Genomic DNA, 13,655 nt, shown 5'->3' with positions numbered 1-13,655 from the left:
AGGTGGAGTTGATTGACCGCGCCCCATAGACGGCGGCGCGGGGTTTTTCAAACGGGATATGCGCGTGGGCGATCTGGCGGCGATTCTGGGGCGGATTGCCGATGCGCTGGAGCGGCTGGCGCCCCATCCGCCGGCGGCGATCGACCCGCTGGCGCATGCGGTGCTGCGCTGGGACGGGGCGCGGCTGGAGGCGGTGGAGGCGGCGGGGGCGCTGCCGCTGGCGCGGTTCGTGGGCGTGGATCGGCAGCGCGACGCGATGCTGGCGAACGCGCGGGCCTTGTCTCGCGGCGGGCAGGCGCACGACATGCTGTTGTGGGGCGCGCGGGGGATGGGCAAGAGCGCGCTGGTGCGCAGCGTGGCGGCGCATGTGGGGGTGCCGCTGCGGCTGGTGGAGCTGTCCGCCGGCGACCTGCGGAGCCTGCCGGCGCTGTTCGCGGTGCTGCCGGCGGCGGGGGCGTGGCTGGTGTGGGTGGATGATCTGGTGCTGGGGGATGGCGAGGCGCGGTTGCTGCGCAGCCTGCTGGATGGCGGCACCCGCGCCAGGCCGGGCAATGTGCGGCTGGTGGTGACGAGCAACCATCGGCATTTGTTGCAGCGGGTGGCCAGCACAGAGGTTCGACACGCGCGGGACGAGGAGGATGACCAGCTGGCGCTGGCGGACCGGTTCGGCCTGACGCTGGGGTTTCATGCGGCGGGGCAGGACGAGTATCTGGAGATGGTGCGGCGGCATGCCGAGGCGGCGGGCAAGGCGTGGGAGCGGGGCGCGGCGCTGGAGTTTGCGGCGACGCGGGGCAGCCGCAGCGGGCGGACGGCATGGCATTATGTGGTGGGGCTGGGGTAGCTTTTCCGGAGCGGGGCGCTGTGCTAGGTCCGCATCATGGATGACGTTGCACGCTGGACCGTGGAAGTGCCGCGCGATACCGACCTTGCCGTGCGTGAGCTGGTGGGCGATGACACGCGCGCGGTCTCTGCCTTTGTCGACAAGGCCGTCACCCGGCAATTGCTGGCCCTGGAAATCGAACGGACGCGGCAGGCCAATGCGGACCGCGATTCCGACGAGATCGATCGGTTGATCGAAGCCGAACTGGCGATCGTGCGCCGGGAGATGCGCGAGGCCGGGCGCTACCAACTCGATCCGCAACCCTGATTTGCGGGTTGTTCTGGACACCAATATTCTGGTCAGCGCGCTGTTGACCAAGGGTGGCATCGGCGACGGCATGATCGAAGCCTGGCAGGCGGAACGTTTCACGCTGATCAGCCATGATGTCCAGATCGACGAGCTGCGCGAGGTGTCACGCCGGCCCTGGATGCAGCGGGCGGTGAAGCCCGCCGTGGTTGGGCGGCTGATCAACTGCATCAGGCGGGACGCCGTCATGCCCGACCGACTGCGCGCCGTGTCGCGCTCGCCGGACCCGCGGGACGATTATCTGCTGGCGCTGTGTGAGGCCGGCGGGGTGGATTGGCTGGTGACGGGGGACAAGGGGGACCTGCTGGCGCTGGGGAGCCATGGGGGCACGCGGATCGTGACGGCGCGGGCGTTTGCCGCCGTGCTGGGCTGATGCGCTGGCGATGAAGGCCGGCCTTGCCCTTCTTGGGCGCGCTGCTATAGGGCGGCGCTTCGCCTGAGCGCGCGCGGGCGTGGCGGAATTGGTAGACGCGCTGGATTTAGGTTCCAGTGTTGCAAGACGTGGGGGTTCGAGTCCCTTCGCCCGCACCAAGCGACCGTCCGAGCGTGGGAAACATTATTCTGGAGCCGTTGATGAACATCGCCGAAACGCTGAACGAAGGCCTGAAGCGCGGATTTCGCGTCACCATCCCCGCCGCCGACCTGGCGTCGCGCATCGACAAGGCGATCGCCGAAGTGGCGCCGCAGGTGCGCATGCCCGGTTTCCGCCCCGGCAAGGTGCCCGGCAACCTGATCCGCAAGATGCACGGGCCGGCGCTGCGCGGTGAGGCGATCAAGGAAGCGGTGAACGACGGCGTCAACAAGCTGCTGGCCGACAACGGCCTGCGCCCGGCGGTGCAGCCGAAGGTGGATCTGGACCCGGACCTGGCCGAGGGCAAGGACGTGACGTTCACGGTGGACATGGAAGTGCTGCCGGTCATTGAGGCGCCGAAGATCGACGGCATCAAGCTGGAGCGGCTGACGGTGGAGGCCGATGACGCCGCCATGGCGGACGCGCTGCGGAAGCTGGCGGACAGCCAGAAGGCGTTCGAGGACGCGCCGGCCAAGCACAAGGCGAAGATGGGCGACCAGGTGGTGATGGATTTCGCCGGCAGCGTGGACGGCGTGGCGTTCGAGGGCGGCACCGGCGAGGGCATGGATGTGGAGCTGGGCAGCGGCCGGCTGATCCCGGGTTTTGAAGAGCAGCTGGTGGGCGTGAAGACCGGCGACGAGAAGGTGCTGAACCTGACCTTCCCCAGCGATTATGGCGCCGGCAACCTGGCGGGCAAGGCCGCCGAGTTCAAGGTGAAGGTGACCGCGGTGAAGGTGGCGAAGCCGGTGGCGGTCGATGACACGCTGGCGACCAACCTGGGGCTGGAAAACCTGGAGAAGCTGAAAGAGGTGCTGAAGGACCAGGTCGAATCCGAGCTGAACGGCATGACGCGCACCCATCTGAAGCGCAAGCTGCTGGACCAGCTGGCGGCAAGCCATGATTTCGCCGTGCCGCCATCGATGGTGGACGCCGAATTCGACCAGATCTGGGCGCAGCTGGAGGAAGAAGCCAAGGGCGACAGCGAGGCGACGAGCAAGCTGGATGCCGAGCGCGAGGATTACCGCCGCATCGCCGAGCGCCGGGTGCGGCTGGGGCTGCTGCTGTCGGAGATCGGCCAGGCGAATGGCGTGCAGATCTCGCAGGCGGAGATGAGCCGGCTGGTCGCCCAGGAGGCGCGGCGCTTCCCGGGGCAGGAGCAGGAAGTCGCCAAATATTTCAGCGAAAATGCCATGGCGGCGGCGCAGCTGCGGGCACCGCTGTATGAGGAGAAGGTGGTGGATTTCCTGCTGGGCAAGGCGGAGATCAGCGACCGCGTGGTGAGCCGCGAGGAATTGCAGGCCGCGATCGAGAGCGAGGATGAGACGCCGGGGCATGTGCATGGGCCGGATTGCGGCCATGACCATGACCACGACCATGCGCCGGTGAAGACGAAGAAGCCGGCGAAGAAGGCGGTTGCTGCCGAGGCGGTGGCCGAAGAGGCGCCGGTGAAGAAGCCGGCCGCGAAGAAGGCGAAGGACGCCGAGGCCGCGCCGGCGGAAGCCGCCGCCGAAGCGCCCGCCGCGCCGGCGAAGAAGGCGCGGGCGAAGAAGGCCGACGCGGCTTAGTGGCCAAATTGGGGGTGGCACCCACCCCCGCTCGCTAACGCGAGTCGCCCCTCCCGCTCTCGGCTGCGCCGGGCAGGAGGGGTGTGGCGGCGTCAGAAGCTGGCGGTCAGGCTGACGACGAAGCGGTCCTTGGCCGGGGTGTTGAACAGGTTTTTCGACGGCAGGTCGTTGCCGATGTAGGCGAGGCCGAGCGTGAGCGCGCGCCATTTGATGTCGGCGCCGATCAGGTAATCGAACTTCTTGGTGGTGGTGCCGGTGCCGTCCACCACGAAGCTGCCCTGTTCGTGGCCGATGTTGCCCTTCAGCGTGATCGGCGTGTCCGGAATGGCAGCGGCAAGGTTGAGATAGGCGTAGCGGCTGCTGCGGTTCAGGTTTTTCTGATCGGGGGCCACATTGACGCCGACGGTGGCGGTGACCGGCCCGAGCGTGCCGGCGAGCGAACCGTAGAGTTCATAGACATCGACGCCGCTGCCGCCCGGATAGAGGTAGCTGTAGACGCCGATGGTGGCGGTCAGCGGCCCGAGCGGGCCGGTCCAGCCGCCATAAAGGTCGACCTCGGTATTGGCGCCGCCATAGGTGGCGATCGAGCTGCCCCAGGCCCCGACGAAGAAGCCGGCCTTGCTGGTGAGCTGGATGCTGGCCTGCACCGCGGGATCCTTGTTGGAGAGCGAGACGCCGCGGAAGCGATAGTCGCTGACGAAGGCAGCGGTGCCGGTGATGGCCCAGGCGGGCGCCTCGTCCTGCGCCAGCACGGGCGTGGCGGCGAGCGCGGCGGTGGTCGCGGCAAGCGCGGCGGTGAAGTTCAGCAAACGGGACATTCCCCACTCCTCTTGTTGGTAACGGTGGCCACTCGCTCAAGCGGTCCGGAGGTGTGAGGTTTAGACCTTCTGGCAGAAAGTTTAGCCGGGGTTTTGTGCATCGCACAAGAAGAAAAGCATGAGGCCGGAGCGCAGGGCGGAAATTGTTGCGCGACGGCAACAGCAGATTGCCGTTCCCGGCCCGTTCCCATCGGCGCGGTCCGCCGCTATGCTGCCGGGGATGACCGACCTGTTTGCCGCCACCGCCTCCGCCACCGATTACAATGCCTCTCACATCGAGGTGCTGGAGGGGCTGGAGCCGGTGCGGCGGCGGCCGGGCATGTATATCGGCGGGGTCGATGCCCGCGCGCTGCACCATCTGGCCGCCGAGGTGCTGGACAATGCCATGGACGAGGCGGTGGCCGGGCACGCGACACGGATCGAGATGAGCCTGGCGGCCGACGGCCGGCTGACCATCAGCGACAATGGCCGCGGCATCCCGGTGGACCCGCATCCGCGCTATCCAGGAAAGAGCGCGCTGGAAGTGATCATGACGATGCTGCATTCCGGCGGCAAATTCTCGGGCGATGCCTATGCCACCAGCGGCGGGTTGCACGGCGTGGGCGTGAGCGTGGTGAATGCGCTGTCGAGCGAGCTGGTGGTGGAGGTGGCGCGCAATCGCGAGCTGTTCCGGCAGCGGTTCAGCCGGGGGCAGGCGCTGGGGCCGCTGGAAAAGCTGGGGGCGGTGCCGAACCGGCGCGGCAGCACGCTGAGCTTCGTGCCGGACGCGGAGATTTTCGGGGTGGGCGCGGCGTTCGATGCCGGGCGGCTGTACCGGCTGGCGCGGTCCAAGGCCTATCTGTTCGGCGGCGTGGAAATCCGCTGGCGCTGTGACGCATCGCTGGCGAGCGAGCATGTGCCCGACAGCGCGGTGTTCGTGTTTCCCGGCGGGTTGAAGGACCATCTGGCCGAGCGGGTGGGGGAGCGCGAGACCGCGACGAAGGAGGCGTTCGCCGGCAAGGTGGCGTTTCCCGACGGCCAGGGCTCGGTGGAATGGGCCTGCGCCTGGCCGCTGTATGGCGAGGGCGAGGCGAGCTGGTATTGCAACACAATCCCGACGCCGGACGGCGGCACGCACGAAGCCGGCTGGCGGGCGGCGCTGAGCAAATCCTTGAAGGGCTTTGCCGCGCTGGTCGGGCAGAAGCGCGCCGCCGAGCTGACCCCCGACGATGTGATGAACGGCGCCGAGGTGATGCTGAGCCTGTTCATCCGCGAGCCGCAGTTCCAGAGCCAGACCAAGGACCGGCTGGTGAGCGCCGACGCGGCGCGGCTGGTGGAGGCGGCGGTCAAGGACCATTTCGACCATTGGCTGACCGGGAACCAGGAACGCGGGCGGGCGCTGCTGGCCTTTGTGATGGAGCGGATGGACGAGCGGCTGGCGCGCAAGGCGGAGCGCGAGACCAAGCGCAAGACCGCGGTGAACAAGCGCAACCTGCGGCTGCCCGGCAAGCTGACCGATTGTTCGCGCGATGCGCCGGAGGGGACGGAGCTGTTCATCGTGGAGGGGGACAGCGCCGGCGGCAGCGCCAAGCAGGCGCGCGACCGGGTGACGCAGGCGATCCTGCCCATCCGCGGCAAGATCCTGAACGTGGCGAGCGCGGCGGCCGCGAAGATCGCGGCGAACCAGGAGGTGGCCGATCTGGCGCTGGCGCTGGGGTGCGGGATGCGCGACCGCTATCGCCCGGACGCGCTGCGGTACGAGCGCATCATCATCATGACCGACGCGGACGTGGATGGGGCGCATATCGCCACGCTGCTGATGACCTTTTTCTTTCAGGAGATGCCCAACCTTGTTCGGGACGGGAAGCTGTATCTGGCGCAGCCGCCGCTCTATCGGCTGAGCGCCGGCGGCGATGTCGCCTATGCCCGCGACGACGCCGACCGTGACGCGCTGCTGGCGACGCGCTTCAAGGGGCGGAAGGTGGAGATGGGGCGGTTCAAGGGGCTGGGCGAGATGGCGCCGATGCAGCTGCGGGAGACGACGATGGACCCGGCGCGGCGGACGCTGATCCGCGTGACGCTGCCGCATGAATATGAGGAGCGGGCGGCGGTGAAGGATCTGGTGGACCGGTTGATGGGGCGCTTGCCCGAGCATCGTTTCAACTTCATTCAGGCGCATGCGGCCAGCGTGGCCGCCGAGGAGATCGACGCATGAGGGCTTTGCTGTTCGCGCTGCTGCTGGCGGGGCCGGCCATGGCGGCGCCGGGGGACGCGGGCCTTTCGGCCTATGTGCAGGGGCGGCTGGCGTTCGCCGACCAGCGGCTGGACGTGGCGGCCAAGCATTTCGAGACGGCGCTGCGGTCCGACCCGCAGGACCCCGACCTGACGCGCCGGGCGTTCGAGCTGGCGCTGGCGGGCGGCGACGCCAGGCTGGCCTATCGCATGGCGGCGAGCCTGGACGCCTCGGGCAAGGGCACGGCGCTGAGCGCGCTGACCAATGCGGTGGCGGCGCTGAACCGGCGCGACTGGGCACGCTTTGCCGCAGCGACTGCGAAGTTCGAGGATGGCGGCAGCATCGCCATCATCAAGCCGATCCTGGAGGCCTGGGGCCTGCTGGGGGCCGGCCGGCCGGAGGCGGCGCTGGCGCGGCTGGAGGTGCCGACGGAGCGCGGCATCGCCCGCAGCTACATGGAGGAGAACCGCGCCCACATGCTGGCGGCGGCGGGGCGGTGGGACGAGGCGGCGGAGGCCTTTGGCGCGATCGTGGCGACCGAGGGTGCCAATGTGCCGCGGCTGCGGGTGGCGGCGGCGGCCTGCCTGGTGAAGGTGGGGCGGCGCGACGCGGCGATCACCATGCTGGGCGGCGGGCCGCGGGACGACGCGCAGCTGGCGGCGGCGCGGGCGAAGCTGCTGGCAGGCCGGGACATCGGCGACCGGGAGAGCGGCGGGCTGTTGCTGCGGCCGGCGGACGGCGTGGCGAACCTGTTCCTGCGGGTGTCGGCCGACCTGTCGCGGGAGCGGGCGAACCCGGTATCGCTGTATTTCGCCCGGTTGGGGAGTTTTGCCGCGCCGGACTTTCCGGAAGCGCTGCTGATGGTGGCGGACCAGCTGGCGCGCCAGGGCCAGGGCGAACAGGCGCTGGTGGCGTTGCGCGGCGTGGGGGGCGAGCGGTTCGTGCGGCCGGTGGCCGGGCGGACCTCGGCGATCCTGGCCGATGCCAAGCGGATGGACGCGGCGCGCGACGTGCTGGCCGGGCTGACGCAGAGGGCGGATGTGGTGCCGGAGGACTGGATGCGGCTGGCCGACCTGGAGCGGCGGGCGGGCAATTATCGCGCCGCGGCGGCGGCGGTGAGCAAGGCGATCGCGCTGCTGCCGACGCCGGCACGGCCGGAGGATGCGTTCTTTTTCTTCCTGCGCGGTTCGGCGCTGGAGCAGGCCGGCGACTGGGCGGCGGCGGAGCCGGACCTGCGCAAGGCGGTGGAGCTGTCGCCCGACAATGCGACGCTGCTGAACTATCTGGGTTATTCGCTGCTGGACCGTGGCTTGAAGATGGCGGAGGCGGCGACGCTGATCGAGCGGGCGTTGAAAGCCGAGCCGGACAATGGCGCGATCATCGATTCGGCAGGGTGGCTGGCGTATCGGCAGGGGCGGTATGACGAGGCGGTGAGCCTGTTGCAGAAGGCGGTGGCGGCGGAGCCGGCGGACCCCACCATTGCCGACCATCTGGGGGATGCGCTGTGGATGGCAGGGCGGCGGATCGAGGCGCGCTTTGCCTGGGCGCAGGCGGCGTCGCTGGAGCCATCGGCGACGCTGGCGCCGAAGCTGGCGAAGAAGCTGGATTATGGGCTGGAGGTCGCGGCGCGGCTGGCATCGCGGTGATCGAGACGGCCTGGGCGAAGCTGAACCTGGCGCTGCATGTGCGGCGGCGGGAGACGGATGGCTATCATGCGCTGGAGACGCTGTTCGCGTTTACCGAGTTCGGCGACACGCTGGCGGTGGCGGAGAGCGAGGCGCTGACGCTGTGTGTGTCGGGCGAATTCGCCGGGGCGGCGGGGGATGGGGAGGAGAATCTGGTGCTGCGGGCGGCGCGGGCGCTGGAAAGCGGGCGGGGCGCGGCATTGCGGCTGGAGAAGCGGATCCCGGTGGCGGCCGGGCTGGGCGGGGGCAGCGCGGATGCGGCGGCGGCGCTGCGGCTGTTGAACCGCCATTGGGGGCTGGGTCGGTCGGTGGCGGAGCTGGAGGCGATCGGCGCGACGCTGGGGGCGGATGTGGCGGCGTGCGTGCGCGGTGTGACGGTGCGGGGTGAGGGGCGGGGCGAGGTGCTGACGCCGGTGTCGGCGGTGACGGGGGTGCCGGTGCTGCTGGTGAACCCGCGGGTGGCGGTGGCGACGGGGCCGGTGTTCCGGGCCTGGGACGGGGTGGATCGCGGCGCGCTGCCGGCGGGGGAGACGCTGGCGGTGGCGAAGGCTGCGCGGAATGACCTGGAGGGGCCGGCGGTGGGGATGGCGCCGGCGATTGCCGAGGTTCTGGCGTGGCTGCGCGGGTTGGCGGGGGTGCAGCTGGCGCGGATGAGCGGGAGCGGGGCGACGTGTTTTGCGCTGTTCGGGGATGAGGGCGCGGCGGTGCGGGCGGGGGCGGGGGTGCCGGGGGGGTGGTGGGGGTGTGTGACGCGGTTGCGGCCGTAGGCGGCGAAAAATAGCGCTGGGCGCTATTTTCGACTCGCCGAAGGCCTGGCCGGCGTGCGGGCGGCCGGTGGCCGACCGACACGTCCGACAGCGTGGCTTGGCCACGCTTTTTGTTCTTCCTTTCTTTCTTCTCGCTCTCTGCGCGCAGATTGCCGCTCGTTTCGCGCGGCTTAGCCGCGCAGGGGCTGTAGGATTATGGAAGGTTGACCGAAAAAAGTGGCGTGCTTAATCAAGGGGTTGGCGGAAACGGCGGTTTTGTGCGCTGCGTGGGGTGTTGGAGGGGCGATGGGTGCTGAACCAAGTTCAGCATGACGGGGTTGTGTGCACGGCAGTTGGGCTGTTGGCGTGGAAGGTTTCACCCCCTCCGCTCGCTTCGCGAGTCGCTCCCCCTTACAGGGGGAGATCACGCGCTGTTGGTTTGTTGCGGATAGGAAATCTGGAAGGTTTGTCGAAAAAAGTGACAGCCTGAATCAAGGCGTTAGCGATTTCGGGGATTTTGGGTGGGTCGGGCGGGGTGTATGCGTGTTGGACGGAGACTCGATGATGCCAATATGGTTAGCAGAGGACCGCGAGGTTGGCAAGCTGTTTCAGAGAAGAGCGACTGACTGCGTCAGACTTGAGGCCAAGTCTGCTCATTTAGTAAACTGTCACCGTAATTTGAGGTCGGGCCTGGGCCAAAGCACGGGTGGCGCCATTAACGACCGATCATGGTCCGGCAAATGACGAAGAAATACAAGGTCGGTATCATTAGAACGATACACCGAAGGCAGTTTTTAGTTGGCAAGATTGTTCAGCAGCTTGCGGTGCTTGAAGATGAAGTCGAAGCGATTATTCGCGACAACCCAACCTGGAAGGTAGAGCGCGACCGGGGCGCGATCATCATGGATACGGGCGCGCCTTATGAGTCGACGTTATGCTTTGCGTCATCGGCGCTGTATATCATCAATCCATCGCCGATGGGCATGGAACTGCTGCTGAAGCTGGCGGAACGGTTGGGTGGCCGCGTGATGGGAGATGGCTTCGAATCCTATCGGACCCCTCATGAAACCTATATCCACCCCGATGACGCTGAACAGGCGAACCAGAAAATGTTTGTGAACAACCGCCGCTCGCGGTTCAAAGCGATGCCATGGATGAAGCCGGTTCCAGGGCAGCCCTAGTGAGCATTTCTACGCCCGTCGGCAATCGATGCTTACCGATGCGCTAGGGTCGGTGGCGGCGCAGGCCGATGGTTCGGGTCAGGTGGCGACCGTGCTGAACAGCTACGGCCCACTCGGCGAACCGGGGGTTGGCGGGGCTGGTCAGGACACGGGCCGCATCCGCTATACGGGTCAGATGTGGCTGCTGGAGGTGGGGGTCTATCACGACAAGGCGCGGGCCTACTCCCCCAAGCTGGGACGGTTCCTGCAGACCGATCCCATCGGCAGCGCACAGCCGATAGCCCATCGGTACAGTTATCCGGTTGATGCCGGATCAGGAGGGCACGAGGCGGGGCGCATGGCGGATGATGGCGTGGGTCGGAGGGACAGGAAAAGGGTGTTGGCGCGTGCGGTGTGCGGAATGGGTGCTGAAACGAGTTCAGCATGACGTGGGTGGTGGCAGCGGCGGGGTGTCAGCGGGAAGGGTGTCACCCCTCCGGCCCTTCGGGCCACCTCCCCTTGCAGGGGAGGACCTTGGTGTTGGCGAGGCCCCCCTCCGCCGCGGCTGCGCCGCGAGTCGCTCCCCCCGACGGGGGGAAACAGCGCGGTGGTTTGGGCGCGGCGTCAGCGCACCTACCCCCGCCGCGCTATCGCTCGAGTCGCCGCTGATGCTTCGCGTCGTCTTCGACTCCCCGCTCTCCGCTTCGCGGGGCAGGAGGGGTGTTGGTCAGGCGAAGCGGGTGGTGAGTTCGGCGGTGGTGCGGGTGGCGAGGCGGTGGAGGCGGGTGCGGTCGGCGGCGGGGAGGAGGTCGGCGAGGTGGGTGTGGAAGGCGGGGTCGTCGCCGGCCAGCGTGAGGAGGGTGAGGAGGGTGCGTTCGTCGGGGGATTCGGTGGTGGCGCAGGGGGGATAGGTGGTGAAGGGGTCGGGCCAGGCGACGACCAGGCTTTCCATCAGGCAGGCGAAGGCGGCGGCGCCGCGCGGGCCGAGCAGCGTGGCGAGCGCCGGGCGGGGGTTGCGGCCGGCGCGGGCGATCAACACCCACTGGCGCGCGGCGCGGACGATGAGGGCGCGGGGGAGGTGCGGGGCGACCTGGGGGGATGTGAGGAGGGTGGTGAGGGGGGTGAGCATGCGCGGGTCTCCTTGGGGCGGGAGATTATTGCGAATGGTTCTTAGTTGCAAGGGTGCATATGGCTGCTTTTGGGGCGCTGGCCCCCTCCGCTCGCTGCGCGAGTCGCTCCCCGGTAGCTTCGCTGGCCTTCGGCGCCGGGGGAGAGCTGATGGGCGCGCGGTGGCCGCGTGTCAGGCCGGGCCCCCTCCGTCATCGGCCTTTGGCCGCTGACACCTCCCCCGCTTGCGGGGGAGGGGCTGGGGGGGTGGTGATGTTGTGCTCTTCAAGCGCTGACACCACCCACCCCCGCCGCGCTATCGCGCGAGTCGCCGCTGGTGCTTTGCGCCGTCTGCGACTCCCCGCTGTCTGCTTCGCAGTGCGGGAGGGGTGTTTTGGTTTATTTCGGCGGGCCGCTGAAGCCGCTGGCTTTGCGGAGGGCGTCGGCGTCCATCAGGCGGTTTTGGGTGAGGATGAGTTTGGTGCGGCGGAGGTCGCCGATGTTCCTGGAGGGGTCGCCATCGACGAGCACCAGGTCGGCGGCCTTGCCGACCGCGATGCTGCCGGTGGTGGCGGCGGCGCCCACCAGCCGCGCGGGCTGGATGGTGGCGGTGCTGAGCGCCTGGGCGGGCGTCATGCCGGCGGCGACATAGAGTTCGAGCTCGCGGACGATCTCCAGCCCGCTGCCGTCGGTGCCGGCGACGATGGGGACGCCGGCCTTGTACAGTTCGAACACCAGGCTCTGCATCTTGGCGAAGCTGCGGCGGTAGTCGGCGCGGGTGAGGTCCGCGGGCACGGCGAAACCGCCCTGGCGGAAGCCGCGTTCGGTCGCCGGCGGCATGGTGCCCTGGAAGGGGGCGTAGGCGGGCGACAGGTCGCCATTGTCGGGGACGTACAGCCCCTCGAACGTCACCAGCGTGGGATCGACGGTGGTTTTCTGTTTGGCCATGCGGGCGATCAGCGACTTCATCGGCTCGGCGTTGAGATCGACATCCTTGGCGTAGCGGCCCGGGCCTTCGAAGCGGTTGATGCCGTTCGACGTGGTGACGATGCTGTCGGGCATGGCCTGCATCATCACCCAGTTGATGTGGGTGATCTCGTCATAGCCGGCGTCCAGCGCCTGTTGCGTGCGCAGGCCCTGCGGGATGTGGCCGTGGACGTGGAGGCCGAGGCTGTGCGCCTTGGCGATGCTGGGTTTGAGGAGCTTCGGATCGAAGGTGCCGTAGAATTTGACGCCGATGAGGCCGTCGCGTTTGGCGTCCTCGATGATCTTGTCGGCCTCGGCCTGCGTGGTGGCGACGCTGGCGACCTGCGCCGTGTTGGGGCCTTTGCCGTCGATGAGGACGCTGGCGTAGACCTTGGGCGTCAGCAGCTCGCCTTTCGCCGCGCGGTCGCGGCGGGCGAGGGTGAGGGGGATGCTGTTGCCGGGGTCGCGGACGCTGGTGACGCCGAGGGAGAGCAGCATGGGACCGCTGAAATCGTCGCCGAAATGCATGTGGCAGTCCCACAGGCCGGGGACGAGGGTCTTGCCGCTGCCGTCGATGAGGGTGGTTCCCTGCGCGGGCGTGAAGCCGGCGGCGGGGCCGACGCGGCTGATCTTTCCATCGGTGACGACGACCGTCTGCGCGTCGAGGAAGCGCTGTTTGTCGGCGTCGTAGGTGCGGACATTGGTGAAGGCGATGGCATCGGGCGCCTTCACGCCGACGGTGCGGGCGATGTCGGGGGAGCGTCTCGCCAGCGCCTCGTCCTGCGCGGTTTCGAGTTTTCTGAGCTCGCCCTCGTAGCCGACGGGGAGGAGCGCGAAGCCGCCGCCGATGCCGAAGAAGCTGCCGTCCTCGTTCATCCAGACCGGGAAGGGGGAGAGGCCGAAGCCCTCGATCGCCCAGGCGATGATCTTTTTCTGGCTGGCGCCGCTGCCGACGGTGGCTTCGGTGAGTTTCGTGGCGCGGGCCTCGCCGCCGGGGAGGAGTTTCAGGGTGCGGTTGGGGGCGGCGAGCAGTTTTTCCGCAAGGTCGGCGTTGGCGCTGAAGGTGCCGCCGGCGGTGGCATAATAGGCCGGGCCGCTGTAGGCGACGCTGCCGGCATCGATCTGGCTTTTCCAGCTCGCCTGGCCGTTGGCGATGGTGAAGGTTTCGCCGCTGTTGCCCTGCGGGCTGTAGCCGCGCACCGTGCTGGAGACGGGCATGCCGTCGGCGCCGGGGCGGATGGTCTGATCCTGTTCCCACACCTGGCCGCGCAGCAGGATGGATTCGCGGCTGATGAGGGTGCCGTCCGCGGTGCGCCAGATGGCGGCGCTGCCATGCGGGCCGGCGATCGAGAGGATGGTGAAGCGCTGCGCGTTGGCGGGCGGGACGGCGAGCTGCTCCTTTGGCACGGCGCCGGCGGGGGTTTTGGACGTGGGGGTGTCCTGGTCGCCGGCCATGGTGAGTTTGGCGAGGCCGGGCCGCAGCGCGCCGTGGGAGCCGTGCGCGGCGACAGGCGGGGTGGCGAGCGCGATGGCGAGGGTTGCAATCGAAACGCGGACGAGGCTCATGTGTGTCTCCCTGATATCCCCTCAAGGGCAGGCTAAGACCTGCGGAAGATTGGCACAAGACGGTAAAGTCCTG

General features: G+C 68.6%; 12 protein-coding genes and 1 tRNA gene. 10 read left to right on the top strand and 3 right to left on the bottom strand.

The genetic code is table 11. From position 1 onward, the window contains the following. The first annotated feature begins 58 nt into the window (after window positions 1-58). The 5 genes from H3309_RS00985 to tig all read left to right on the top strand — a co-directional run bounded on the left by H3309_RS00985 (window position 59) and on the right by tig (window position 3,322). Window positions 59-841 (top strand): DUF815 domain-containing protein, encoded by a 783-nt coding sequence (locus tag H3309_RS00985; RefSeq protein WP_243453794.1) that lies wholly within the window; start codon window positions 59-61, stop codon window positions 839-841. A gap of 36 nt (window positions 842-877) precedes the next feature. Further along, window positions 878-1,147 carry a ribbon-helix-helix domain-containing protein gene (locus tag H3309_RS00980; protein WP_182296663.1) on the top strand — a complete coding sequence of 90 codons (270 nt, stop codon included), beginning with the start codon at window positions 878-880 and terminating at the stop codon, window positions 1,145-1,147. A 1-nt stretch (window position 1,148) separates the two neighbouring features. Further along, entirely contained in the window at window positions 1,149-1,559 is a 411-nt protein-coding gene (locus tag H3309_RS00975) for a putative toxin-antitoxin system toxin component, PIN family (protein ID WP_182296661.1), read from the top strand. Window positions 1,560-1,632: 73 nt separating this feature from the next. Beyond that, window positions 1,633-1,717 (top strand) — tRNA-Leu (locus H3309_RS00970). A 42-nt stretch (window positions 1,718-1,759) separates the two neighbouring features. Continuing rightward, window positions 1,760-3,322, top strand: coding sequence for a trigger factor (gene tig / locus H3309_RS00965; protein ID WP_182296659.1), 1,563 nt, complete (start codon window positions 1,760-1,762; stop codon window positions 3,320-3,322). Between the two features lie 92 nt (window positions 3,323-3,414). Here the strand turns inward: tig and H3309_RS00960 are convergent, their stop codons facing one another. Then, complete coding sequence (locus H3309_RS00960; protein WP_182296657.1) at window positions 3,415-4,140, bottom strand: TorF family putative porin; 726 nt, start codon at window positions 4,138-4,140, stop codon at window positions 3,415-3,417. Window positions 4,141-4,360: 220 nt separating this feature from the next. On the opposite strand from H3309_RS00960, the gene parE reads away from it, so the two are divergent. The 5 genes from parE (at window position 4,361) to H3309_RS00935 (ending at window position 10,391) form a co-directional block, all read left to right on the top strand. Continuing rightward, the gene (gene parE / locus H3309_RS00955) at window positions 4,361-6,334 is read left to right on the top strand and encodes a DNA topoisomerase IV subunit B (RefSeq protein WP_182296655.1); all 1,974 of its coding nucleotides are present in this window, start codon (window positions 4,361-4,363) and stop codon (window positions 6,332-6,334) included. Then, a complete protein-coding gene (locus H3309_RS00950) occupies window positions 6,331-7,998 on the top strand; it encodes a tetratricopeptide repeat protein (protein WP_182296653.1) in 1,668 nt (555 codons plus the stop codon). Before parE ends, H3309_RS00950 begins: the two co-directional genes overlap by 4 nt. Then, on the top strand, window positions 7,995-8,804 hold the full coding sequence (locus tag H3309_RS00945; RefSeq protein WP_243453793.1) for a 4-(cytidine 5'-diphospho)-2-C-methyl-D-erythritol kinase: 810 nt from the start codon (window positions 7,995-7,997) through the stop codon (window positions 8,802-8,804). Before H3309_RS00950 ends, H3309_RS00945 begins: the two co-directional genes overlap by 4 nt. Window positions 8,805-9,523: 719 nt before the next feature. Continuing rightward, the gene (locus H3309_RS00940) at window positions 9,524-9,964 is read left to right on the top strand and encodes a hypothetical protein (protein ID WP_182296651.1); all 441 of its coding nucleotides are present in this window, start codon (window positions 9,524-9,526) and stop codon (window positions 9,962-9,964) included. Window positions 9,965-9,992: 28 nt separating this feature from the next. After that, the gene (locus H3309_RS00935) at window positions 9,993-10,391 is read left to right on the top strand and encodes an RHS repeat-associated core domain-containing protein (RefSeq protein ID WP_182296649.1); all 399 of its coding nucleotides are present in this window, start codon (window positions 9,993-9,995) and stop codon (window positions 10,389-10,391) included. 279 nt (window positions 10,392-10,670) lie between these two features. Here H3309_RS00935 and H3309_RS00930 read toward each other — a convergent pair whose 3' ends face one another. Next, the gene (locus H3309_RS00930) at window positions 10,671-11,072 is read right to left on the bottom strand and encodes a hypothetical protein (protein ID WP_182296647.1); all 402 of its coding nucleotides are present in this window, start codon (window positions 11,070-11,072) and stop codon (window positions 10,671-10,673) included. A 377-nt stretch (window positions 11,073-11,449) separates the two neighbouring features. After that, the gene (locus tag H3309_RS00925; protein ID WP_182296645.1) at window positions 11,450-13,582 is read right to left on the bottom strand and encodes an amidohydrolase family protein; all 2,133 of its coding nucleotides are present in this window, start codon (window positions 13,580-13,582) and stop codon (window positions 11,450-11,452) included. Window positions 13,583-13,655 lie beyond the last annotated feature (73 nt).

Source organism: Sandaracinobacteroides saxicola (assembly GCF_014117445.1).
GTDB lineage: Bacteria > Pseudomonadota > Alphaproteobacteria > Sphingomonadales > Sphingomonadaceae > Sandaracinobacteroides_A > Sandaracinobacteroides_A saxicola.
The sequence above is the reverse complement of the archived record's forward strand: the minus strand, read 5'-3'. Positions and strand labels throughout refer to the sequence as shown.

Bases quoted from the DNA above. Each gene is read 5' to 3' on its own strand.
- H3309_RS00985 (WP_243453794.1), top strand. From the start codon at position 59: ATGCGCGTGGGCGATCTGGCGGCGATTCTGGGGCGGATTGCCGATGCG.
- H3309_RS00980 (WP_182296663.1), top strand. From the start codon at position 878: ATGGATGACGTTGCACGCTGGACCGTGGAAGTGCCGCGCGATACCGAC.
- tig (WP_182296659.1), top strand. From the start codon at position 1,760: ATGAACATCGCCGAAACGCTGAACGAAGGCCTGAAGCGCGGATTTCGC.
- H3309_RS00960 (WP_182296657.1), bottom strand. From the start codon at position 4,140: ATGTCCCGTTTGCTGAACTTCACCGCCGCGCTTGCCGCGACCACCGCC.
- parE (WP_182296655.1), top strand. From the start codon at position 4,361: ATGACCGACCTGTTTGCCGCCACCGCCTCCGCCACCGATTACAATGCC.
- H3309_RS00950 (WP_182296653.1), top strand. From the start codon at position 6,331: ATGAGGGCTTTGCTGTTCGCGCTGCTGCTGGCGGGGCCGGCCATGGCG.
- H3309_RS00940 (WP_182296651.1), top strand. From the start codon at position 9,524: ATGACGAAGAAATACAAGGTCGGTATCATTAGAACGATACACCGAAGG.
- H3309_RS00935 (WP_182296649.1), top strand. From the start codon at position 9,993: ATGCTTACCGATGCGCTAGGGTCGGTGGCGGCGCAGGCCGATGGTTCG.
- H3309_RS00930 (WP_182296647.1), bottom strand. From the start codon at position 11,072: ATGCTCACCCCCCTCACCACCCTCCTCACATCCCCCCAGGTCGCCCCG.
- H3309_RS00925 (WP_182296645.1), bottom strand. From the start codon at position 13,582: ATGAGCCTCGTCCGCGTTTCGATTGCAACCCTCGCCATCGCGCTCGCC.